The following is a 21,537-nucleotide window of genomic DNA, read 5'->3' on the forward strand; positions in this document are numbered from 1 at the left end:
TGCCGTTGGCCGGGAAATCACTACATGCCTGCAACCATCGCCGGAGACCACTTCATCGTGAAACGTCTTTTCAACCGTCTGCTGCCGAAGTCCTGGCGCTCCACCGTCGACACCATTCCGGTCATCCGGCTGCACGGCACCATCATGGCCGGCGGCGGTCCGTTCCGGCCGAGCCTGTCGCTTGCCTCCACCGCTGGGCTGATCGAAAAGGCGTTTTCCTTCGACGCGCCGGCAGTCGCGATCTCGATCAACTCCCCCGGCGGCTCCCCGGTGCAGTCGCGGCTGATCTTCAAGCGAATTCGTGACCTTGCGGTCGAGAAGAACAAAAAGGTGCTTGTCTTCGTCGAGGATGTCGCGGCGTCTGGCGGCTACATGATCGCTGTCGCCGGCGACGAGGTCTTCGCCGACCCCTCCTCCATCGTCGGATCGATCGGCGTGGTGTCGGCCTCGTTCGGTTTCCCGGAACTGATGAAGAAGATCGGCATCGAGCGCCGTGTCCACACCGCCGGCCAGAACAAAGCAGTGCTCGATCCGTTCAAGCCTGAGAAAAAGGAAGACGTCGAGCGGCTGAAGGTGCTGCAGCTCGAAGTGCACGAGACCTTCATCGATCTGGTCAAGGAGCGGCGCGGCACGAAGCTGGCGGACGATCCGGAGCTGTTCACCGGACTGTTCTGGACCGGCAAGAGAGGCTTGGAACTCGGCCTCGTCGATGCGCTCGGCGACATGCGCACGGTACTGAAGACCCGCTTCGGGCCGAAGACCCAGCTCAAGCTGATAACGGTGCCGCGCGGTCTGTTCGGCCGCTTCGGCCTGTTCGGCTCGAGCAAGGGCTTTTCAGCGCCCGATATCGCCGCGGCAGCGGCCAGCGGCGTCATTGATGCGGCGGAAGAGCGCGCATTGTGGGCGCGCTTCGGGCTTTGAAAAAGCCATGAAAGCGTCTAGCATGGTTGCCCGAAAGACCCGACCGGCCGCCCTTACCGGCCCAGCGTGGTAGGAGTTTCGACATGCCGCAACTTATTTTCTTCGCCGTCGTCGGCATTGCCGCCTATTTCGGCTATCGCACCTTCCTGCGCGAGGCTGAGCGCGTGACGGCCAAGGTACGGCGGACCGAAAAGCAGGCGGCCAACGGCGCGATGGGAACGCTGGTCAAAGATCCGAAGACCGGCGAATACCGGCTGGCCAAGGACTGACCCTCATTTCACTCGCAATCGAGACTGTGGAGTCCGGCCCGCATGTCCGGACATGGGCAGCGCCGGCCAAGATAAACCTTGCCCTGCACGTCACCGGCAGGCGCCCCGACGGCTATCATCTCATCGAAAGCCTGGCTGTGTTCACGCGCTTTGGCGACAGGATCGAGATCGCGCCGGCTGAAGGCGACGACTTCGCCGTATCCGGCCGCTACGCGCCGGACGTTCCGCCCGATGGCGGCAATCTGGTGCTCAAGGCACGCGACGCGTTACGGCAGGCCGCCGGTCTTCGGAGCACGCCGCCCGTGATCATCAGGCTCGAAAAGAACCTTCCAGTCGCGTCCGGCGTGGGCGGAGGGTCGAGCGACGCGGCGGCCGTGCTGCGCGGGCTGGCCGACAGCTGGGGGCTGGACATCGATAGCACCGAGCTGGCGCGGATCGGTCTCTCGCTTGGCGCCGATGTGCCGATGTGCCTGGCGGCAAAGCCGCTGGTGGCGCGCGGCATCGGTGAGGAGCTGTCGATGGTGCCGGATTTTTCGGCGCTGGGTCTGGTGCTGGTCAATCCGGGCACGCCGGTCTCGACGGCGGAAATCTTCGCAGCACTGTCCCGGCGCGACAATGAGCCACTGCCGCCGCTGCCGCGCAGCATCGAGTTTCACAGCCTGCGCAACTGGCTGGAGATCACCCGCAACGATCTCGAACCTGCGGCCCTTGCGATGCGGCCCGCCATAGGCAGGGCGCTTTCATGGCTTGATAAGGCCGGATCGGGTTTTTCACGAATGTCCGGATCTGGCGCGACATGCTTCGGCCTGTTCGAGACCGGCAATGTCGCCAAGCGCGCGGCGGCCGAGATCCGCAGCCGCCAGCCCGACTGGTTCGTCGCCGCAACACGCAGCATTGCATCGGAGGCTGAGTGAGATGGCCAGGATTGACGAGAGCCGTGCCTTCATTCCGGTGCGCATCGCGGTGCTGACGGTTTCCGACACACGCAGCCTCGCCAACGACAAATCCGGCCAGACGCTGGCCGATCGCATCACCGAGGCCGGCCACATCCTGGCCGGCCGGGATATCGTCACCGACGACCGCGAAAAAATCCGTGACACCGTTCTGGCGTGGTCGCGGGACAAGGCCATCGACGTCGTGATCACCACCGGTGGAACCGGTTTCACCGGCCGCGATGTGACACCCGAGGCGCTGGAGCCGATTTTCGAAAAGCGCATGGATGGCTTTTCGGAAGTTTTCCACCGCATCTCCTACGACAAGATCGGCACCTCGACGATCCAGAGCCGGGCGACCGGCGGCGTCGTCAACGCCACTTTCGTCTTCGTGCTGCCGGGCTCGCCCGGCGCCTGCAAGGATGCCTGGGACGGCATCCTCAAGGCACAGCTCGACTACCGGCACATGCCCTGCAACTTCGTCGAGATCATGCCGCGCCTGGACGAACATCTGCGGCGCGGCAAATCGGCCCCTTAAAAAGCAACGCCACGCAGAGCAGCTGCAAAAATCAACTGGGAGAGCGCTGCGCCTGCCTCGGTGGCGCCACCCAGATCTCGGCGTCGAGCTTCTTAGTCGCCAGACCGCGCGCCAACGCCTCGGCGCTGCCGGCAGTCTTGGCCAGAGATGCCGCCTGCCGCTTGCTGATCACCAGTCCGTCGGCGAGAGCACGGTTTGCGGAAAAGACCCTAGCCAGGAACGGCGTACGGCTGCCCCGCGCCCGCGCGAACCGGGCGGCCATGGTCTGCCTGGCCGTATGGGCGACGACCGCGTCGATCCAGCCCTCTACCAGCCTCGCACCCGGTTCGAGAAACAGCAGCCAGTCACCCTTGGCCTGGCGGATGCCGGCGGCGATGCCGCCGCTCCCCACATAGTGGCAGCCGGCATGCTCGGCGACACGATGCGTGTGGTCGGTCGAGCCGGTGTCGCAGACGACGACCTCTCGCACCACGCCCTCGACCGCGCCGCCAATCAGCGTCGCCAGCGTGCGGGCGAGACCCTCCTCGTCATTATGCGTTTCGATGAGAACACTGAGCATCGTGAGCCGAATAGCGGAAACCACTGACCGACGCCAGTTTTTGCATCGCGCCATAGAAAAGTTCTTGATTTGTTCTCATCAATAAAATAGGAATAATTTCATGAGCAGAGCGATTCGACACAACATGGACAGTCCCTGGGAGCGGGCGAAGATGGAACCGATCATGCGCGCCGATATTGCGGCCTTCGGAGCAGGACGAGCCGAGATGGCCAACGCGATGATCGAGCAGAGTGGCATGCGGGTCCGTCCGGACCGCAACCGTGGCCGATCGGCGGGCATCAATCCGTCTGGCCGGTTCGAATCTGTCAGCCGGCATGTCTTCGACGATGGGTGGAGTTCGCTGGAGGAGTTGCCCCCGTTCAAGACCGAGGTGCAGGTGGAGAAGCCGCGCACCATCATCACCCGCAACGAATCGCCCGACATCTCCTTCGACCGATCGATCAATCCCTATCGCGGTTGCGAGCACGGTTGCGTCTATTGCTTCGCGCGGCCGACGCACTCGTTCATGGGCCTGTCGCCGGGCCTGGATTTCGAATCCAAGCTGTTCGCCAAGCCGGATGCGGCACGCCTGCTCGACAAGGAGTTGTCGAAGGATGGCTACCAGCCGCGCACCATCGCCATCGGCACCAACACCGATCCCTACCAGCCGATCGAGAAGCAGTACCGGATCATGCGCGAAATCCTCGAAGTGCTGGAGGCACGCGGTCATCCGGTCGGCATCGTCACCAAGTCAGCCCTGGTGGTGCGCGACATCGACATTCTGTCGCGCATGGCCGAGCGCGGGCTCGCCAAGGTGGCGCTGTCGGTGACGACGCTTGACCGCATGCTGGCCAGGACGATGGAACCCCGCGCATCGACCTCGACCAAGCGGTTGGAAGCGATCAGGCAGCTTTCGGATGCCGGTATCCCGGCTTCGGTGATGGTGGCGCCGATCATTCCGGGCCTGACCGACCAGGAGATGGAACGCATCCTCGACTCGGCACACCATGCCGGTGCGCGCGAGGCCGGCTATGTGGTGCTGCGCCTGCCGCTGGAGGTCAGCCCGATTTTCAAGGACTGGCTGCTGCGCCACTATCCCGACCGCTATCGCCACGTCATGTCGCTGATCCGTTCGATGCGCGACGGCAAGGACTACGATTCGGAGTGGGGCAAGCGCATGAAGGGCGCCGGACCTTATGCCTGGCAGATCGGTCGGCGCTTCGAGATCACCGCCAAGCGGCTCGGCCTCAATGCCGAACGGCGCACGCTGCGGACCGACCAGTTCGTCGCGGCCGGTAAGGACCAGGAGCAGTTGATGCTGCTCTGAAGCCGAAAAACACCGCGGCTGTTCATTACCGCCGTGGCAAAAAAATCCCGTCCGGCCTGCCCCGGCCTGCAGACGGTGCCCTCCCGGTCCGGCGCCCCACCCGACCCGGACGGACTTGCGGAGAATCAGAGCCGATGCGAACCTCGCCGCAACATGGCTCGCGCGCGTTCTGATTCTCCGCTTCTCTTCGAAATCGTCGAGAAACCCGATTTCTCCTTCGAGACGAAGGCGATGGCCGATGGCATGTGGCCGGTCGCAGGGATGGACGAGGCCGGCCGTGGCCCGTTGGCCGGGCCGGTGGTCGCGGCGGCAGTGGTACTCGACCCCGCCAACATTCCCGAAGGGCTCGACGATTCCAAGCGGCTTAGCCACTTGCAGCGCGAAGCGCTGTTTCTGCGCATCATCGGCTCCGCGCTCGGCGTCTCGATGGCGTCGGTCAGCGCCGAAGGCATCGATGGCAGCAACATCCTCAAGGCGAGCCTCGAAGCGATGCGCCGCGCACTTGTCGGGCTGCCCATCCAGGCAAAGCTCGCGCTGGCGGATGGGCGCGACGTGCCGCCGGGACTGCCCTGCGAAGGGCGCGCGCTGATCAAGGGCGACCAGCGCTCGCAGTCGATCGCCGCGGCCTCGATCGTGGCCAAGGTCATGCGCGACCGCATGATGTGCGGCTGCGGCAATCATCACGATCGCTACGGCTTCGAAGTCCATATGGGCTACGCCACGGTCCGGCACCGTACGGCGATCGAGGCGCATGGCCCCGTCGCTCGGCTGCACCGCACCTCGTTTGCGCCGTTCCGGTTGGGCGGCGCCGAGGTGACGGAAGAAGAAGAAGAAAGCTTCGCCGGGCTGGAGTAAAACGACGGCAGCGGTGTCGGTCGATCTCCCCCGTTGTGGGGGAGATTGGCAGCGTTGGCGCACCGCATAAAAAAGCCGCCAGGTTGCCCGGGCGGCTCTTCAATATTGGTCGTTCAGCTCAGTTCAGCTTCGCCTTCACATCCTGCAGCGCGGACCTGAACAGGTCGGCTCCGGCCTTGGAGTCGACCTTGGTGGCGAGCAATGCGCGTGCCGCCTCGACAGCGATGTCGACGACGCTGGCACGCACTTCGCCGATCGCTTCGCGTTCGGCCTGGCCGATCTTCTGCTCGGCAAGCGCGGTGCGCCTGGCAACGTAATCCTCGGTCTTCTTGTGGGCATCGGCGGCCAGCAGATCTGCCTCGCGCTTGGCGGCCGCGACAATGTCGGCAGCTTCCTGCTCGGCTTCCTTGCGCTTCTTCTTGTACTGACCGAGCAGTTGCTGGGCTTCTTCGCGCAGCTTACGTGCCTCGTCGAGTTCACTGCTGATCCTGGCGGCGCGGGCGTCGAGCGCCTTGGCGATCATGCGGGGCACCTTGATGTAGACGGCGATGCCCAGGAAGATGATCAGGGCAATCGTGGCCCAGAGCGTTGCGAGAGATGTAGCGTCCATGATGCGCTCCTCACCGGGCCACGGATTTGACCGCGGCCGCGATCTCGGCCTTGCTGGTCTTGCCGCCAACCAGTGCCTCGACGATCGCCGAAGCGGTGTCCTCGGCGATGCTGCCGACTTCCTTCATGGCGTTGGCCTTGATGGAAGCAATGCGTGCCTCGGCCTCGCCAAGCTTGGCGTCGAGCGCGGCCTCGATCTTCTTGCGCGCGGTCTCGGCTTCCGCCTTGGCCGCATCGTTGGCCTGCTGGCCGATCGAGTTGGCGTTCTTCTTGGCTTCAGCCAGTTCCTGCTCGTAAGCGGCAACGGCGGCGTCTGCCTCGCCCTTCAACTTGGCTGCCTGGTCGAGATCCTGGCTGATGCGGTCGTTGCGGACGTCGATGATGCCCCCGACGCGCGGCATCACGACCCGCTTCAGGAAGAGGTAGAACAGCCCGAACGTGATCGCCAGCCACAGAAGCTGCGACGGAAACGTCTCCGGATTGAATGGCGGAAACGTGCCGTGCGCTTCGGCAGGCACGCTGGTGCCGGAATGCGTGTCGCCTCCGGTCGCAGCGTGGCTGGTGTCGGCTGATGGCGCGGACTCTTGCGCGAAGGCAGATGTCACGAACATGGACTATCCCCAGATATCAGGCCCGCCGCTAGCGCGGCTGGCCTGTCCAATCTTCTCAGTACTCAGCCGAACAGGGCCAGCAGCGCGATGAGAAGCGAGAAGATGCCCAGAGCCTCGGTCACGGCGAAGCCGAAAATCAGGCGGCCGAACTGGCCGTCGGCAGCCGACGGGTTGCGCAGCGCGCCCGAGAGGTAGCTGCCGAAGATGTTGCCCAGGCCAATGCCCGCGCCACCCATGCCCAGGCAAGCGATGCCGGCGCCGATGTACTTTGCTGCTTCTGCGTCCATTTGTTCAACTCCTTTGGATCTGAAAATTCCGTTGCGATTTCATCCGGCACCAATGTTGGAAACTCTTGGGCCGGAACTCTTGGCCTCAGTGCCCGGGATGCAGGGCGTCGTTGAGATACATGCAGGTCAACACGGCAAAGACGTAGGCCTGCAAGAAAGCGACCAGCAGTTCAAGCGCCGTCAACGCCACCGCCATCGCCAACGGCAGGATCGAACCCGCCACACCGACCGCGCCCAGCGCGGAGAGGCTGACGACGAACCCAGAGAACACTTTGAGCGTGATGTGGCCGGCAAGCATGTTTGCGAACAGACGAACCGAGAGGCTGACCGGGCGCGACACGAAGGAGATGACCTCGATCAGCACCACCAGCGGCAGCAGGAACACCGGCACGCCATGCGGCACGAACAGCTTGAGGAAACCAAGACCATGCTTCATGAAGCCGTAGACCACCACGGTTCCGATCACCAGGGCCGCGAGGCCGAAGGTGACGATGATGTGGCTTGTGACAGTGAAGAAATAGGGAAACAGGCCGAGCAGATTGGCGACCAGCACGAACATGAACAGCGAGAACACGAAGGGGAAGAACTTCATGCCCTGCGTGCCGGCGGCGTCGCGCAGCATGTTGCCGACGAATTCGTAAGCCATTTCGGAGACCGACTGCAGTCGGCCTGGAACCAGGCTGCGGCTCGACGTCGTCAGGAACAGGAACGCCGCGGCAACGACGACGGTGGCGACCATGAACAGGGCGGAATTGGTGAAAGACAGGTCATAGCCGCCGATCTCGATCGGTATCAGCTTGTTGATATGGAACTGGTGGATCGGATCGACCTTGTCAGCTGCCACGTTCAAACCCCGTCAATGCCGCGTACGGCTAAATTACCATTGCCGCCTGAAGGGCGGTCATTTGCTGTCGTCCCGGTCATGGCGCGGCTTGGCACCTTGTCCGAATTCCGCCACAACGCCAGCCGAACGCATGACATTGAGCACGCCGGCGCCAAAACCAAGCAGCAGGAAAACGATCAGACCCCACGGCGATGTCCCCGCCATACGGTCGATGATCCAGCCGATGCCGGCGCCCACCACCACCCCGGCGATAAACTCGCTGGATAGTTTGATCGCCTGACCGTATCCGGTCACTGGTTTCGCGTCGTCTTTCCCCTCGAGCCGGTTCGGCAGCCTTGTCGCAAGCGATGCTCCAAGTTCACGCCGACGTCGCTCAAGATCGTCGTCGCGGATTTCGGGGTCATGCTCTTTGCCACGGCCGGTTTCTCCGGTTCCGTCTGGCCCTTTTTTTTCGGCCATCGCAACCCCCCTGCCCGGGCAGACCGTCACCGTCCGTCCGCTTCTAAAGTCGCCGGCAACATAGTTAGAGGGTTTGCGCCCGTCAAGCCACGGACGGAACTTCCGAGCTGTGTATTTTAGACAATGAAATCAATGTAATAGCAAGGTGCGACATCGTGCCCGCGGCGATCTGGGGGATGCGCCGCGCGAATCCCCCAGACAACGGCTCTCCGATCGACCGTGCGACCGCGCGAAAAGAACGGCGGGCGGCGGGCGCTCAACTCCAGCCGCCACCATAGGTCCGGTAAAAGATATGCAGGCCGATCCTGGTCATCTTCTGCATTGTGCGCGCCCAGCCGGGATGGACATAATTGGCATAGTAGTGGGTGGACGATCCTACTTCCGGAATGAAGATCTTGCCGGCGGTGACGGCCATGCCGATGTCCTGTGCGGTCTGGTAGGCGACAGGATTGTCGATGCGCTTCTTCCTGCCGTCGCAAGCGAATGAAAACTGACAGCGGTTGAACCAGTTGTCGTTCTGGTAGACGACGCCGCAGATCGAATTGGGATAGGCGGGATTGCGGACCCGGTTGAGGATCACCTGGGCGACGGCGGCCTGGCCGCGCACGGCTTCGCCGCGTGCCTCGAAATAGATGCCGTTGGCCAGGCATTTCTGCTCCGGCTTGGAGAAGACGCCGGCAGGAAGCGGATTCTGGATCCAGGCGTGGTCGCCCTTGGCCATCGGCGGAATGAAGCGGCCGCTGTTGGGCTGCTCGTCCTGAAGCAGGGCTTCAAAGGGCGAGGCCTTGGCATAGTCCGGCGCGGATTGCGCATAGGCGGTCGCCAGCACATCGGGATGGTCGTTGTTGACGAGGGCGGCAAGCATGGCCGGCACGCCGGGATCCGGCTTCCTGTCCTCACGCGCGTGGAAGGCCGCGGCGATCTGGATTTCCTTGCCTTTGATCTGAGGCTTGGCGAATGCCATTTTCAGGTCGCTGTCCATGCTCGGCCGCATCAGCGAGGAGGTCCGCTGGAAGATCGAGCCGGCATTGAAGTTCTTCGGCGGCGCTACGGGAGAGACCTGGACGATGCGGCCCTTCTTGTCGGCGCGCACGACGCGATCCTCGTCGGGCGACCCGCTGACCTTGCCGCCCTTGCCGCGGAACGAAACGGAGCCGATGCCGGGAAGGCGAACGCCGGAACCCGAGATCGAGCCGGTGATGTCGGACTCGACGAACGGCATCTCGGCCGCGTGGACCGAACCGGCGACGGATTTCTCGACATAGGCGTTCCAGCGCGCGGTCGGCGATTCAAGGCCGGAAACGAGGCTGGTCATGTCCTGGTAGGCGGCGACGGTCGGAAAGCCGATCCAGATACCGAGACCGATGATGAACGGAGACACAAGGCTGCGTTTCTCACCGGCGGCGGCCATCAGCCGCTTCAACACACGTCGATGCACGGAACTCTCTCCAGGAACGCAACTGACCCCACTGGAGAGCAAAATGATGCATTAACCTTGATGGGACGTTAACGGGATCGGTCGGGTTTTCCCGGTCGGTTCAAGGTCGTGGCTTCGAAGTCGGGCGGTTTTGCGGCGGGAACTCAGGCCCGCGGCAGGAAGATCGGCCAGGCGATCAGCGCGCAAACCGCGGCCGACAGCCAGACGCCGGGCCAGGACCAGAGGTGCAGCAGCCCCGGAATGGCTACCGGCACCAGGAAGAAGCCGACGAAGACAAAGCTGTTGGCGAGGCTGAGCGCGGTTCCGACATGTCCGGCACCGGCCAGCGTGGCAAGCTCGGTATAGGCAACGCCGTGCCAGGCAGAGACCGAGATGCCGGCGACGACGAGCACCAAGGGCAGGACAGCGATCAGGAAGGATTGGCTGCCAGGCATTGCGGGTACGGCCAGAACCAGCACCCAGAGCATCACGAAGGCCAGGGCGCTCAGCGCACTGCACAAGCGAAGAAACTGACGGCGGTTGCCGTGGCGGTCGGTGAAGCGGCCGCTCCAGACGCGCATGACCATGGCACCGACCTGTACCGCGGCGAGGCTGGTGCTGATCGCCGTCGTGCCAAGTCCGGCAAAGTCGTGCAGGAACACCGATGCGAAAGTGAGGACCGCCACTTGCGGAAAACAGAGCAGGCCGATGGCGGTCGAGATGCGCCAGACCTCTGTGTTGCGCAACGGTGCCGGACCGGCCACGCCAGACGGAACGGCGTGGCCGCCACTCGCCGCCGGCGGTTCGTGCAGCCAACGCCAGGCGAACAGGGCGGAGAGAGCGGATGCCGCCGCCAGGAGCCCGAACACCGCGGCAAAACCGAAAGCCAGGGCAAGCGAAGGCAGGACGAGCGCGCCGAGGCCGCCGCCAAGCGGCACCGCCGTCTGCCTGATGCTCATGGCAAAACCGCGCTCATTCTCGCTGAACCAGGCCATGATGGCGCGACCGCTCGAACCGTTGACACTGCCGCCGAGCAGTCCCGTGACGAGCAGGCTTGCCGCCAGCAGCGTGACATCGGGAATGCCCGCCCTTGTCGGCACCACGACCATCGCCATCGCAAGCAGCCACGCCGCCGTCGCGCCAAGCCCGATCAGAAGCACGCGGCGATCCCCCCAGCGGTCGGTGAGCAGACCCCATGGCAGTTCGCTGAGCGCAACCCCCAGCCCGAGAAGGCCGAGCGCCAGGCCGAGTTCGGCATTGTTCAAGTGATAGCCTTGGCGAAGCACGACCGCCGTGGCCGGTATGCCCGAAAAAGTGGCCGAGAAACCGGCGTTCGCGGCAACCCCGATACCCAGGACCTTCCAGCGATGATTAGGCCCGAAGGTCCGGCCGGCCGGGATGGTGGCGGCGCCTCGCCCGGATGGCTGGTAATCGTTGCGAATGACGGTGGCAGACATGATTCCATTCCCGTGACGCCGGTCGAGCGGCCTTGACGGGATGGATGTAGCGTCATAGCTTCATCCATAAAATCAGGAAGTTTTTGATTAATAATCCTGAAAACAAGGACGATCCAATGCGACGTGTCACATTCGATCTTGACGTGCTGAGAACTTTCATCACCGGGATGGAACTGGGAAGTTTCGCCAGGGCAGCCGAGCGGCTTGGCCGCTCGACCTCCGCCGTCAGCGCACAGTTGAAGAAACTGGAGGAGCAGGCCGATACGCCGATCTTCCGCAAGGCGGGGCGCGGCCTGTCACTGACCGAAGCCGGCGAGACGATGCTCGGCTATGCGCGGCGCCTGATCGAGCTCAATGACGAGGCAGCATTGGCCATCCGTGACGTCGAATTGGAGGGCTGGGTGCGGCTCGGCCTGCAGGAGGATTTCGGCGAAGCCGTGTTGCCGGAAGTGCTCGGTCGCTTCGCCCGTGCCCATCCCAAAGTTCGGATCGAAGCACGGATCGGGCGCAGCCACGAATTGGCCGAGCGTATCCTCTCCGGCAATCTCGACATCGCACTCGCCTGGCATGACGGCACGAAGCTGCCATACAGCCGGCATGTCGCCGACGTGCAGGCGCGCTGGATCGGCCCGGCAAAACCGATGGAGGCAGGCCCACACACTGACGAGACGCTGCAACTGGTTGTGTTCGAGGCGCCTTGCCTGCTGCGCACCGTGGCGACCGAGACGCTGGATCGTGCCGGGCGGCCCTGGCGCATGGCGTTCTCCAGCCCTAGCCTTGGCGGCATATGGGCGGCGGTGGCAGCAGGCCTCGGGCTGACGATCCGCACCGATATCGGCCTGCCCGCAAATGTCAGGGCGCTCGCGCCCGGAGTGCTCGGGCTGCCGCCGCTGCCGAAGATGGCGCTGCACCTGCAGCAGAAGGATGCCGAGCTCGATCCGGTCGCGGCGCGGCTGGCCGACATCCTGCTGCAATCGGCGTTCGAGGCGTTGCCTGAGGGCGCCGAGACGAAAGAGAACCTGTTGCCGAGCCGAGCCTCAGCGCTTCTTCGCCCTGCCAGCGAAGGGGTTGTCCGAAGTGCGCAGCGCGATGCGGATCGGCACGCCCGGCATGTCGAAGGCTTCGCGCAGGCTGTTGGATAGATAGCGGACATAGCTTTGCGGCATCGCGTCCGGCCGCGAGCACTGGACCACGAAGCCCGGCGGCCGCGTCTTGGCCTGGGTGACGTATTTGACCTTCAGCCGGCGCCCGGCAACGGCGGGCGGCGGATGATGCGTCAGGATGGCTTCTAGCCAGCGGTTGAGCTTGCCGGTCGAAACACGGCTGTTCCAGACCTTGTGCGTCTTCAGCACCGCATCCATCAGCTTGTCGAGGCCGCGTCCGGTCTCGGCCGAGACCGGCACGGCCTGGATGCCGCGCGCCTGCGGCAACAGCCGCTCGGTCTTCTCGCGCAGTTCGGCCAACAGCTCCTGCGGGTTGTCGATGAGGTCCCATTTGTTGAAGGCGATCACCGGTGCCCGGCCCTCGCGGATGATCAGGTCGGCGATCTGCAGATCCTGCTTCTCGAAGGGAATGGTGGCGTCGAGCACGATGATGACGATCTCGGCGAAGCGGATGGCGCGCAAGCCATCCTGCACCGACATCACTTCCAGCTTCTCGTGAATCCTGGCCTTGCGGCGCATGCCGGCCGTGTCGAACAGTTTTATGCGGCGGCCGCGCCAGTCCCAGTCGACGGAGATGGAATCGCGGGTGATGCCGGCTTCCGGTCCGGTCAGCAGCCGCTCCTCGCCGATCAGTGCATTGATCAGCGTCGACTTTCCGGCGTTAGGACGGCCAACGACGGCGATGCGCATCGGCTTGGTGTCGTCATAGGCCGGCTCTGCATCCGGATCGGCGATGTCCTCGCCGATCAGCACTTCGTTGGCGGCGGCTTCTTCGTCTTCGCCGTCCTCGTCTTCACCGAAGGCGCGCGCCTCGCCAAGCGCTTCGATCACGGCGTCGCGCAGGTCGGGCATGCCCTGGCCGTGCTCGGCCGAAACCGGGATCGGCTCGCCAAGCCCGAGCTCCCAGGCTTCCAGCATGCCGCCTTGCGCGCCGCGCGCCTCGGCCTTGTTGGCGACCAGCACAACCGGTTTGCCGGATTTGCGCACGACCTCGGCAAAGGTCCTATCATCCGGCAACAGGCCGGACTTGGCGTCGATGGTGAAGAAGATCAGATCCGCCTCGCGGATGGCGATTTCGGTCTGCGCGCGCATGCGTCCCGGCAAGGTCGAAGCGCCGGCATCCTCGAAGCCCGCTGTGTCGATGACATCGAAATGAAGATCGTAAAGCTTGGCGGCATGGACACGGCGATCACGGGTAACGCCCGGCGTGTCGTCGACAAGCGCCAGCTTCCTTCCGACCAGCCGATTGAAAAGCGTCGATTTGCCGACGTTAGGTCTGCCTATGATGGCGACTTTGAATGTCATCCGACCCTACATCTTCCATGCATGTCGTGGTCCCAAACCGCTGCGCGCCTTGGGCAAGGGGTCACGATGCACTGCCCGACCCGCGGATCAGCTCGGACATCAAGGTCGCCCGCTCTCGCGTGTTGCGCGGGGCGCCGTCATCGGAGGCGATCTGGTCGAACAGTTTCAGGGCGTCCTGGGTCTTGCCTTCCTTCCAGGCCGCAAGCCCAAGCGCCTCGCGTGCGCTGTGGCGCAGCGTGTTGGTGTCCGATGTCAGCGCCTCGACGCGGCTCGACACGTCGGCGAAGGAGCCGTGATCGACGAGCAGGAGCGCCGCCCTCAGCCGCGCCATGTCGCGCAGACCCTGGGGAATAGCGGTGTCGGCGGCGACATCGTCGAAATCCTTGACGGCGGCATCGACGTCGCCCTTGTTGGCCTTGACGGTCGCGGCGCGCATGCGGGCGAGCAGCGGATAGGCGCCGTAGCCATCCTTCTCCAGCTGAATGAGCGCGGCCAGCGCGTCATCGTTCTTGCCGTCATTGGCGAGCTTCAGCGCCTGCGAGAAGGCGTCGCCGGAGCGGTTGGCACGTGTCTCGTCCCAATAGCGATAGCCCACGAAGGCGGCGGTACCGAGCACCACCAGGATGGCAATCACAAGCAAGGCCGGGCCGAAACGGTCCCACAGCTTCTGCGCCTGTTCGCGACGCATCTCGTCATTGACTTCGCGGATAAAACTGTCGTCGGACATCAATCAAACCATTCCTGCCCCGGGCCGGGGCGGTTCATGAGCCCGCGTTTTAGCGAAATTTTGTCGGCATGGAAGGGGTTCGAGCGGAAAATCGGCTATTGCCGGGGCAAACGAATGTTTGTCCCCGGGGCAAACCCACGAAAACCCCAATCGCACCGGCGCCACATTTGCGCGATAGCCGGCTTGCCGACCACCCGGAGCCCGTAAATTTGCCGATCCCTTGTTTGTCCCGCGCTGTCGCATTCTCGCTTGCCTCGTTCGCCACCGCCGGCGCGGCCCTGGCCGATCCGCCCGCGCCACCAGCACCGGCAAGGCCGAAGCAGGTCGTCATCATCTCCTTCGACAGCGCGCGCGATATCTCGCAGTGGAAGCGCAGCAGGGCGCTGGCCCAGCGCACCGGCGCGCATTTTACTTATTTCCTGTCCTGCGTCTTCCTCCTGTCGCCCGAGACACGCGGCCAATATACCGCGCCGGGCGAGAGCGCGGGCAAATCCAACATCGGCTTTGCCATTTCCAGGCGGGAAGTGGCCGAGCGGCTGGAACAGATCGGCCTCGCTGCCCACGAGGGCCACGACATCGCCAGCCACGTCTGCGGCCATTTCGACGGCAAGGACTGGACCAAGGCCGACTGGCTGAAAGAGTTCGGCTCCTTCGAGCACATTCTCGAGAACGCCTATGCGATCAACGGCATTGCGCCCGAACCCGAGGGCTGGCGTGATTTCGCGCGGCATGCGGTGGTGGGTTTCCGGGCACCGTATCTGTCGACAGGCAAAGCGCTTTACGAGGCACTGCCGGCGGCCGGCTATAAATTCGACGCCAGCGGCGTTTCAAAGGGCCCTGCCCTGCCGCCGACCGTCGGCGGCATCACCCGTTTTTCCCTACCGCTAATCCCGGAGGGACCGACATCGCGGCCGGTGATCGCCATGGACTACAATCTCTATGTCCGGCATTCCGGCGGCTTCGAGCGGCCGAGCAAGGCCGGGGAGTTCGCCGACCGGACCTATCAGGCGTTTCGCGCCGCGTTCGATGCGCAATATCAGGGCAAGCGCATTCCGCTGGAACTCGGCTTCCACTTCACGCTGATGAATGACGGCGCCTACTGGAACGCGCTGGAACGCTTTGCCGGCGAGGTCTGCGTCAAATCAGATGTCGAATGCATCAGTTTTCGCGATTATGTTTCGCGGCAGGATGGCGTCCAAAAGCAGGCCTCGGTTGGCGGTTAAACCGCCAACCCGTCTTTCGTCAGAGCTTCCTCAAGCCGGATCTTCGGCGCCGTGCCTTGCGAGATAACGCTGATCGATATCCGGCAGCGGCTCACCCAGCAGCGTCGCCTCGAAGGCGCGCAGGCGTTTGTGCACGGACTGAAGTTCGACGATGGTCGACCAGGAGGTGAGCAGGAATTGCAGCGAACCCGTCACCTTGCCGAAGGCGTTGGAGATCTGGTTCAGCGCACCGAATGTTATCTTGTGCGCGACCAGCGACGGACCCAGGATCAACAGCGAGAAAATATTGTCGGCCTGCAGGTAGGTGTACCGGACGACGTTGAAATAGATGTAGTGGAAATAGAGCCTGAAATAATTGTGCCGGACATTGGCGAACAGCTCGGTGGTGGTGGCGGGTTGCGCCCTGTCCGCATGATCCTCGCCATAGACCAGTTCCTTGCGGTAAGCGGCTTCGACGCGTTGGTTGCGGAACTGCAGCCCCGGAAGCTTCATGCCGGCGATCATCACCGAAATCGTGCCGAACAGGCACCAGGCAAGTGCCGCGACCACCAATGGCTGCGGGATCGCGCCGACGATCGGCAGTTCGCTGATATGGGCCTGCAACTGGATCATGACCGGCAGGAAGGCGATCAGGGTCATGATCGACTGAACGAAGCTGGAACCGAGATCCTCCATGATCTGGGAGAACCGCATCGTATCTTCCTGAATACGCTGCGAGGCGCCCTCGATATGGCGCAGCCTGCTCCAGTTCTCGATAAAGTAATTGTTCATGGCCGTGCGCCAGCGGAAGATCCAGTGGCTGACAATGAAGGCGTTGACCACCTGCACGTTCATGCCGACCAGCGCCAACCATGAGAAGTCGGCCAATCCGATATAGAACTCCGCGTTCGTCGACTTTCCGGTCCCCGACATCAACCCCTGTACATAGTCAAAGAACGGACCGTACCAGGCGTTGACGGCCACGCTGACCTGCACATTGAAATAGATGAAGAACAGGATGACCGCCGTCATCAGGATCGACCAGCGCTGCCATGGATGCGGCGAATACCAGCTCCAGAACGCGTAGAAGATGGCCACGCACAGCGCGAAATAGATATAAAACCAGATGAACGGTTTCGACGCCAGCACGGCGATGCCGATGATGGGCGCCGCATCGGCGGCTGCCGGCGGAAGACCCACAAGCCCCCCCAATTGCTCCCCGCCGAAAAACCAGAACAGGATCGCCGCAAGGCTCCAGATGGCGGCCGAAGAGAAGAAGAGCTTCGGCTGCGGGAAGAAGGATACGAACACTGTGGCGAATTCCTCGATCTATGCGCAAATCAGGTGGGTTCGGCGGGCATAAAGTCACACATTAGGGGGAAAGAAAATGCCTGCCCGATCTCAGGCGCGGAGCAAGACGGCAAATCATGGCGATTTTGGCGCAGCCGACCATGTGACGGCGCCGGAGACGACCAGGACGGCCGCGGCGACGATGGAGGCGAGGAAGAAATCGCCCGACGCTTGCGCCAGAAGCCCGGCCGCGATCGGGCCGATGATCTGGCCAAGACCGAAGGAGGCGGTCATCAGGGCAAAGACGCGCCGGGGCGACCCTGGCGCCTGCTGCCGCGCCGCCTGCAGGCCAAGTGCCGTGATGGCAATGAAGGTGCCGCCAAGCAGCACGCCCCCAAGCAGCGGCCCCGTGCGCCCGCCGGCGGCGACGCTCGCGGTAACGCCGACAACTTCGACGAAGCATCCCAAGGCATAGGCGGCATAGAGCCCGATCCGCGCCGCTACCTTCTGCCACAGCCAGACCGAAGGGAAACCGGCAAGGCCGGCAACCATCCACACCACGGCCTCGAAGACGCGGCTGCCGCCGCCTTGCCGGACAATGGCGACGAGGAAGGTCGCCGTCACCACATAGCCGAAACCGAACAGGCCATAGGCGACGATCACCTTCATCAGCGACCGGTCTTTCGGCAGCGCCGGTTCAGGGAGGGCTTCGCCATTGGTGAGCGGACCCTGGTTCGCCAGCAGCCCCACGGCGACGAAGCCGCAAGCCGAAATCGCACCTGACCACAGCCAGCCCTGCGCCCACCCGGCGTGACTCGTGACCAGTACGGCCATCATCGCCGCCGATATCGCGATGCCGAGGCCAACGCCGCCGAAATGCCAGGCCTGCAAGTCGCCGCGCCCGGCCGCGGCGATATGGCTGAAAACGATGCTGGCCATGAACACCATGACGAAGGCGCTCGCCAGACCGGCCAGAAAACGGATGGCGAGAAAGGCGGCCATGGTGTCGGTCAACCCCATCAGGGCGGCCAGCATGGCGCTGGCACCGAGGGCGACGAGCATCAGCAAACGCTCGCGTCCATGCGCCCAGTTGCCCGCCGCCGCCAACGCGCCGACGAGGTAGCCGAGATAGTTGGCCGAGGCGATCCAGCCGGCATCGGCCGGCGACAGATGCAGTTCCTCCATCATGCCGGGCAGGATCGGCGTGTAGACGAAGCGGCCGATGCCCATGGCGACGGCCATGGCGATCATGCCGGCGAAGGCGTAACGCAGCGCTGTCGATTGGGGCGAAGTCATTGCAGTGCACAATAAATGTGCGGGCGGGTGAAACAATCCGCCTTATGTTGGGCCAGTTCAGTACCCTGATCGCACGCTCAGCAGCGCCCGCTGAAACCGGCGCTCAGTGAAACGGTCTCATGCACGGTCCGGCGCGCCGTCAGCCGGAACGGCACATCACCGAGCTCGCGCTCCGACATAGCGTCAAGCGCCGGATGCGCAAGCGGATCGGTCAGCCACCTCAGCGTATCGATATCGCAGCGCGTGTCATCCGACGAACTGGCGGCGAACAGGACCTTCAGCGACGACAATATCCTCAGCATTTCCGGCTCCCGGGAGGTTCTCCCATCAATAAAGACAGCCGTTTCGGTGAGTCTTTCAATTGAGATTTCGGCCGGATCGGTTTAGAAAATCTCAAATGGCCATGCTCAACCGCGTTCATCTCAACGGCCTTCGCGCCGTGGAAACCGTCGCCCGTCTCGGCTCGCTCGCGAGCGCCGCCGGCGAACTCAATGTTTCCGTCAGCGCCGTCAGCCAGCAGATCAGCCGCACCGAAAAACAGCTCGGCCAGGCACTGTTCGAGCGCACGACGAGCGGTCTCGTGCTGACCGAATTCGGCGCCGTCTTCGCGGCCCGCCTTGGCGCTGGATTTCGCGAGCTTGCCCAGGCCGTGGCGCTGGCCGACGAAGCCAGCCAGTGCACATTGGTTGTTTCGGCGGCACCGGCCCTTGCCTCCAAATGGCTGCTGCCACGGCTGTCTCGGCACTTCGACCGGCATCCCAACGTGCTGCTGCGTATCGACGCTTCGGTGCGGCTGGCCAATCTCGATCACTCGGACGTCGACATTGCCATCCGGCTTGGCGACGGCAAATGGCCGGGTGGAAAGGCGGAGCTGCTTTTGGCGCAGGAAGTCTTCCCGGTCTGCGCGCCCGGGATTGCCAGAAAACTGACGTCGATCGGCGACCTCGCCCAGACCTGCGCCATCACCGACGAGCGGGCGATGATCAACTGGGAAAGCTGGTTCGCGGCAGCCGGCGTTCAACCCGTCACCTTCCAGAAAGGCGCGCGCTTCACCGACCCGATGCTGTGCCTGGAATCAGCAATCGCCGGCCATGGCGTGATGCTGGGCTGGCAATTGCTGACGGCCGATGCGCTGGCCGACGGGCGGCTGGTGGCACCGTTCGGAATCCGCGCCCAGAGCGGACTCGGCTACTGGCTGGTGACCTCCACCACCAAAGCCGAGAGCCGCAAGGTCCGGGACTTCAAAATCTGGATCAAGGAAGAGATCGCGGCGACGATGGCGCAGTTCGGATCGTCGGTCGCGGAGCCAAGCGGCGCGATCGCGGTGGAAAGCACCGCGGCACCGGTCTATGTTCAATCAGACATCCCACTACGACAGGCAGGATCATGACCACACATTCGCGCGGCGTTTCCGCAACGATCGACCCGGTGAAGCTCGACAGGCTGGCGGAGGTCGCAATCAAGGTCGGGCTGCAATTGCAGCCCGGACAGGATCTGGTGCTGACATCGTCGATCGCGGCGCTGCCGCTGTCCAGGCGCATCGTCGAGCATGCCTACAAGGCCGGCGCGGGGCTGGTGACGCCGATCTTCAACGATGACGAGATGACGCTGGCGCGCTACCGTTTTGGCGCCGACCCCGGCTTCGACCGCGCCGCCGGCTGGCTCTATGAAGGCATGGCGAAGGCCTTTTCCAACAACGCCGCCAGGCTTGCCGTGCGCGGCGAGGATCCGTCGCTGCTGTCGGCGCAGGACCCGGCGAAGGTGGCGCGCGCCAACAAGGCCAATTCGATGGCCTACCAGCCGGCGCTGGAGAAGATCACCGGCTTCGACATCAACTGGAACATCGTCGCCTATCCGGATCTGGCCTGGGCAAAACAGGTGTTTCCGGGCGAGCCCGACGATGTCGCCGTGGCGAAGCTCGCGGAGGCCATCTTTTCCGCTTCGCGCGTCGACGTCGAGGATCCGATCGGCAACTGGAAGGCGCACAATGCAGCGTTAGCCGAGCGCACCAAATGGCTGAACGAACATAACTTCCATTCGCTGCATTTTGCCGGACCGGGCACCGACCTGACGGTCGGGCTGGCGGATGGCCATGAGTGGATGGGTGGCGCCTCGACCGCCAAGAACGGCATCACCTGCAATCCCAATATCCCGACGGAGGAGGTCTTCACCACGCCGCATGCGAGGCGGGTCGAGGGCCATGTCTCTTCGACCAAGCCGCTGTCCTACCAGGGCACGCTGATAGACGACATCTCGGTGCGCTTCGAGGAAGGCAGGATCGTCGACGCCAAGGCTTCGAAAGGCGAGGACGTCCTGAAGAAAGTGCTCGACACCGACGAAGGCGCGCGCCGCCTCGGCGAGGTGGCGCTGGTGCCGCATTCCTCGCCGATCTCGGCCAGCGGCCTGTTGTTCTTCAACACACTGTTCGATGAAAACGCCGCCTGCCATATCGCGCTCGGCCAGTGCTATTCGAAGTGCTTCGTCGACGGCGCGTCGCTCAGCCAGGATGAAATCACGGCGCGCGGCGGCAACAAGAGCTTCATCCACATCGACTGGATGATCGGGTCGGACAAGATCGACATTGACGGCGTCGCCAGGGATGGCAGCCGCGTGCCGGTGATGCGCAAGGGCGAGTGGGCCCAGGGGCTCTAGCCAGCGGAGGTGTGATGGCCTTCGATATCGCGGTCAAGCGCGTCTATGAAGCACCCGTAAAGGACGATGGCCAGCGGGTGCTGGTGGATCGGATATGGCCGCGCGGCGTCGCCAAGAAGGATGCGGCGCTGGCGCTGTGGCTCAAGGAGATCGCGCCGAGTGACGAACTGCGCAAATGGTTCGGGCATGAGCCGGCGCGCTGGGCGGAATTCCAGAAGCGATATCGTGGTGAGCTGGATGGGAATGAAAAGGCGGTGGCGCAACTGCGCGCCCTGCTCGGCGACGGCAAGGTGACGCTGCTCTATGGCGCCCATGACGAAGCGCATAACAACGCCGTGGCGCTGGCGGGGTATTTGCGAGCCCACGCATAACATCGAGGCGCCGGCGGGACAGAAGAAGGCGCGAAGGATCGCGGCGGGGGTGAGAGTCGGTTCTACTTCCCGTCCACCGCCTCCTCATAAACATCCGGCTTGAACCCGACGAGGATACTGTCGCCGACTTCCAGCACTGGCCGCTTGATTATTGTCGGCCTGGCCAGCATCAGCGCTTTCGCCTTCTTCTCGTCGAGGCCTTGCCTGTCCGCTTCCGGCAGTTCGCGAAACGTCGTGCTGCCCTTGTTGAGCAGCTTTTCCCAGCCGACCTTGCCGACCCAGCCATTCAGCCTGTCTGCCTCGATCCCTTCCGCGCGATAATCGTGGAACCGATAGGCAACGTCATGGCTCTCCAGCCAGACGCGCGCCTTCCTGATCGTGTCGCAGGTGGTGATGCCGTACATGGTGATCGTCAAAGCGTGGTCCTCTGGCTGACAGTCGAATCCGCCCACAGCCTAAAACCGCCC

General features: G+C 63.7%; 25 protein-coding genes. 11 read left to right on the forward strand and 14 right to left on the reverse strand.

From position 1 onward, the window contains the following. Positions 1-57: 57 nt before the first annotated feature. From FJ434_RS08905 to moaB, 4 genes are all read left to right on the forward strand, one after another. Complete coding sequence (locus FJ434_RS08905; RefSeq protein ID WP_140746067.1) at positions 58-921, forward strand: S49 family peptidase; 864 nt, start codon at positions 58-60, stop codon at positions 919-921. An 83-nt stretch (positions 922-1,004) separates the two neighbouring features. Next, positions 1,005-1,190 carry a membrane protein gene (locus tag FJ434_RS08910; RefSeq protein WP_027142309.1) on the forward strand — a complete coding sequence of 62 codons (186 nt, stop codon included), beginning with the start codon at positions 1,005-1,007 and terminating at the stop codon, positions 1,188-1,190. Between the two features lie 26 nt (positions 1,191-1,216). Beyond that, on the forward strand, positions 1,217-2,104 hold the full coding sequence (locus FJ434_RS08915; RefSeq protein ID WP_140745743.1) for a 4-(cytidine 5'-diphospho)-2-C-methyl-D-erythritol kinase: 888 nt from the start codon (positions 1,217-1,219) through the stop codon (positions 2,102-2,104). 1 nt (position 2,105) lies between these two features. Next, positions 2,106-2,660: a molybdenum cofactor biosynthesis protein B gene (gene moaB, locus FJ434_RS08920; protein ID WP_027142307.1), complete on the forward strand. Its 555-nt coding sequence runs from the start codon at positions 2,106-2,108 to the stop codon at positions 2,658-2,660. Positions 2,661-2,691: 31 nt separating this feature from the next. Here the strand turns inward: moaB and FJ434_RS08925 are convergent, their stop codons facing one another. Further along, entirely contained in the window at positions 2,692-3,219 is a 528-nt protein-coding gene (locus tag FJ434_RS08925) for a glycosyltransferase (RefSeq protein ID WP_140716907.1), read from the reverse strand. Between the two features lie 151 nt (positions 3,220-3,370). On the opposite strand from FJ434_RS08925, the gene FJ434_RS08930 reads away from it, so the two are divergent. Beyond that, on the forward strand, positions 3,371-4,525 hold the full coding sequence (locus tag FJ434_RS08930; RefSeq protein WP_140746069.1) for a PA0069 family radical SAM protein: 1,155 nt from the start codon (positions 3,371-3,373) through the stop codon (positions 4,523-4,525). Positions 4,526-4,678: 153 nt separating this feature from the next. Then, complete coding sequence (locus FJ434_RS08935; protein WP_140745745.1) at positions 4,679-5,380, forward strand: ribonuclease HII; 702 nt, start codon at positions 4,679-4,681, stop codon at positions 5,378-5,380. A gap of 118 nt (positions 5,381-5,498) precedes the next feature. Here the strand turns inward: FJ434_RS08935 and FJ434_RS08940 are convergent, their stop codons facing one another. The 7 genes from FJ434_RS08940 to FJ434_RS08970 all read right to left on the reverse strand — a co-directional run bounded on the left by FJ434_RS08940 (position 5,499) and on the right by FJ434_RS08970 (position 11,064). Further along, complete coding sequence (locus tag FJ434_RS08940) at positions 5,499-5,990, reverse strand: F0F1 ATP synthase subunit B (RefSeq protein ID WP_140745747.1); 492 nt, start codon at positions 5,988-5,990, stop codon at positions 5,499-5,501. A gap of 10 nt (positions 5,991-6,000) precedes the next feature. Continuing rightward, positions 6,001-6,600, reverse strand: coding sequence for a F0F1 ATP synthase subunit B (locus FJ434_RS08945; protein ID WP_140507881.1), 600 nt, complete (start codon positions 6,598-6,600; stop codon positions 6,001-6,003). 62 nt (positions 6,601-6,662) lie between these two features. After that, positions 6,663-6,887: a F0F1 ATP synthase subunit C gene (locus FJ434_RS08950; RefSeq protein WP_013896722.1), complete on the reverse strand. Its 225-nt coding sequence runs from the start codon at positions 6,885-6,887 to the stop codon at positions 6,663-6,665. Positions 6,888-6,972: 85 nt separating this feature from the next. Continuing rightward, positions 6,973-7,731 carry a F0F1 ATP synthase subunit A gene (locus FJ434_RS08955; protein WP_027142301.1) on the reverse strand — a complete coding sequence of 253 codons (759 nt, stop codon included), beginning with the start codon at positions 7,729-7,731 and terminating at the stop codon, positions 6,973-6,975. A gap of 57 nt (positions 7,732-7,788) precedes the next feature. After that, the gene (locus FJ434_RS08960) at positions 7,789-8,190 is read right to left on the reverse strand and encodes an AtpZ/AtpI family protein (RefSeq protein ID WP_027142300.1); all 402 of its coding nucleotides are present in this window, start codon (positions 8,188-8,190) and stop codon (positions 7,789-7,791) included. A gap of 256 nt (positions 8,191-8,446) precedes the next feature. Further along, positions 8,447-9,628, reverse strand: coding sequence for a cell wall hydrolase (locus FJ434_RS08965; RefSeq protein WP_140745749.1), 1,182 nt, complete (start codon positions 9,626-9,628; stop codon positions 8,447-8,449). A 143-nt stretch (positions 9,629-9,771) separates the two neighbouring features. After that, on the reverse strand, positions 9,772-11,064 hold the full coding sequence (locus tag FJ434_RS08970) for an MFS transporter (protein WP_140745751.1): 1,293 nt from the start codon (positions 11,062-11,064) through the stop codon (positions 9,772-9,774). 116 nt (positions 11,065-11,180) lie between these two features. On the opposite strand from FJ434_RS08970, the gene FJ434_RS08975 reads away from it, so the two are divergent. Then, positions 11,181-12,206: a LysR substrate-binding domain-containing protein gene (locus FJ434_RS08975; RefSeq protein ID WP_246678251.1), complete on the forward strand. Its 1,026-nt coding sequence runs from the start codon at positions 11,181-11,183 to the stop codon at positions 12,204-12,206. On the opposite strand, the gene der is transcribed toward FJ434_RS08975, so the two are convergent. Next, on the reverse strand, positions 12,102-13,532 hold the full coding sequence (gene der, locus FJ434_RS08980; protein ID WP_140745753.1) for a ribosome biogenesis GTPase Der: 1,431 nt from the start codon (positions 13,530-13,532) through the stop codon (positions 12,102-12,104). The two genes, FJ434_RS08975 and der, sit on opposite strands and share 105 nt — an antisense overlap. A 61-nt stretch (positions 13,533-13,593) precedes the next feature. Next, on the reverse strand, positions 13,594-14,259 hold the full coding sequence (locus FJ434_RS08985; RefSeq protein ID WP_140745755.1) for a tetratricopeptide repeat protein: 666 nt from the start codon (positions 14,257-14,259) through the stop codon (positions 13,594-13,596). A gap of 215 nt (positions 14,260-14,474) precedes the next feature. Between FJ434_RS08985 and FJ434_RS08990 the strand changes: the two genes are divergently transcribed. Next, entirely contained in the window at positions 14,475-15,482 is a 1,008-nt protein-coding gene (locus tag FJ434_RS08990) for a polysaccharide deacetylase (RefSeq protein ID WP_140746071.1), read from the forward strand. A 30-nt stretch (positions 15,483-15,512) separates the two neighbouring features. On the opposite strand, the gene sbmA is transcribed toward FJ434_RS08990, so the two are convergent. The 3 genes from sbmA to FJ434_RS09005 form a co-directional block, all read right to left on the reverse strand. Further along, the gene (gene sbmA / locus FJ434_RS08995) at positions 15,513-16,772 is read right to left on the reverse strand and encodes a peptide antibiotic transporter SbmA (RefSeq protein ID WP_140507891.1); all 1,260 of its coding nucleotides are present in this window, start codon (positions 16,770-16,772) and stop codon (positions 15,513-15,515) included. Positions 16,773-16,886: 114 nt separating this feature from the next. Beyond that, positions 16,887-18,047 carry a YbfB/YjiJ family MFS transporter gene (locus FJ434_RS09000; protein WP_140745757.1) on the reverse strand — a complete coding sequence of 387 codons (1,161 nt, stop codon included), beginning with the start codon at positions 18,045-18,047 and terminating at the stop codon, positions 16,887-16,889. A 77-nt stretch (positions 18,048-18,124) separates the two neighbouring features. Continuing rightward, a complete protein-coding gene (locus FJ434_RS09005) occupies positions 18,125-18,349 on the reverse strand; it encodes a propionyl-CoA synthetase (RefSeq protein ID WP_140745759.1) in 225 nt (74 codons plus the stop codon). Positions 18,350-18,444: 95 nt separating this feature from the next. Between FJ434_RS09005 and FJ434_RS09010 the strand changes: the two genes are divergently transcribed. The 3 genes from FJ434_RS09010 to FJ434_RS09020 are packed head-to-tail and all read left to right on the forward strand — an operon-like array spanning position 18,445 to position 21,070. Further along, positions 18,445-19,437 (forward strand): LysR substrate-binding domain-containing protein, encoded by a 993-nt coding sequence (locus tag FJ434_RS09010; protein WP_140745761.1) that lies wholly within the window; start codon positions 18,445-18,447, stop codon positions 19,435-19,437. Continuing rightward, entirely contained in the window at positions 19,434-20,699 is a 1,266-nt protein-coding gene (locus FJ434_RS09015) for an aminopeptidase (protein ID WP_140716928.1), read from the forward strand. Before FJ434_RS09010 ends, FJ434_RS09015 begins: the two co-directional genes overlap by 4 nt. A gap of 14 nt (positions 20,700-20,713) precedes the next feature. Then, entirely contained in the window at positions 20,714-21,070 is a 357-nt protein-coding gene (locus FJ434_RS09020) for a DUF488 domain-containing protein (RefSeq protein WP_140716930.1), read from the forward strand. 62 nt (positions 21,071-21,132) lie between these two features. Here FJ434_RS09020 and FJ434_RS09025 read toward each other — a convergent pair whose 3' ends face one another. Continuing rightward, on the reverse strand, positions 21,133-21,486 hold the full coding sequence (locus FJ434_RS09025; protein ID WP_140745763.1) for an ArsC family reductase: 354 nt from the start codon (positions 21,484-21,486) through the stop codon (positions 21,133-21,135). Between the last annotated feature and the right edge of the window lie 51 nt (positions 21,487-21,537).

It is taken from the genome of Mesorhizobium sp. B2-5-13 (assembly GCF_006440535.1).
Lineage (GTDB): Bacteria > Pseudomonadota > Alphaproteobacteria > Rhizobiales > Rhizobiaceae > Mesorhizobium > Mesorhizobium salmacidum.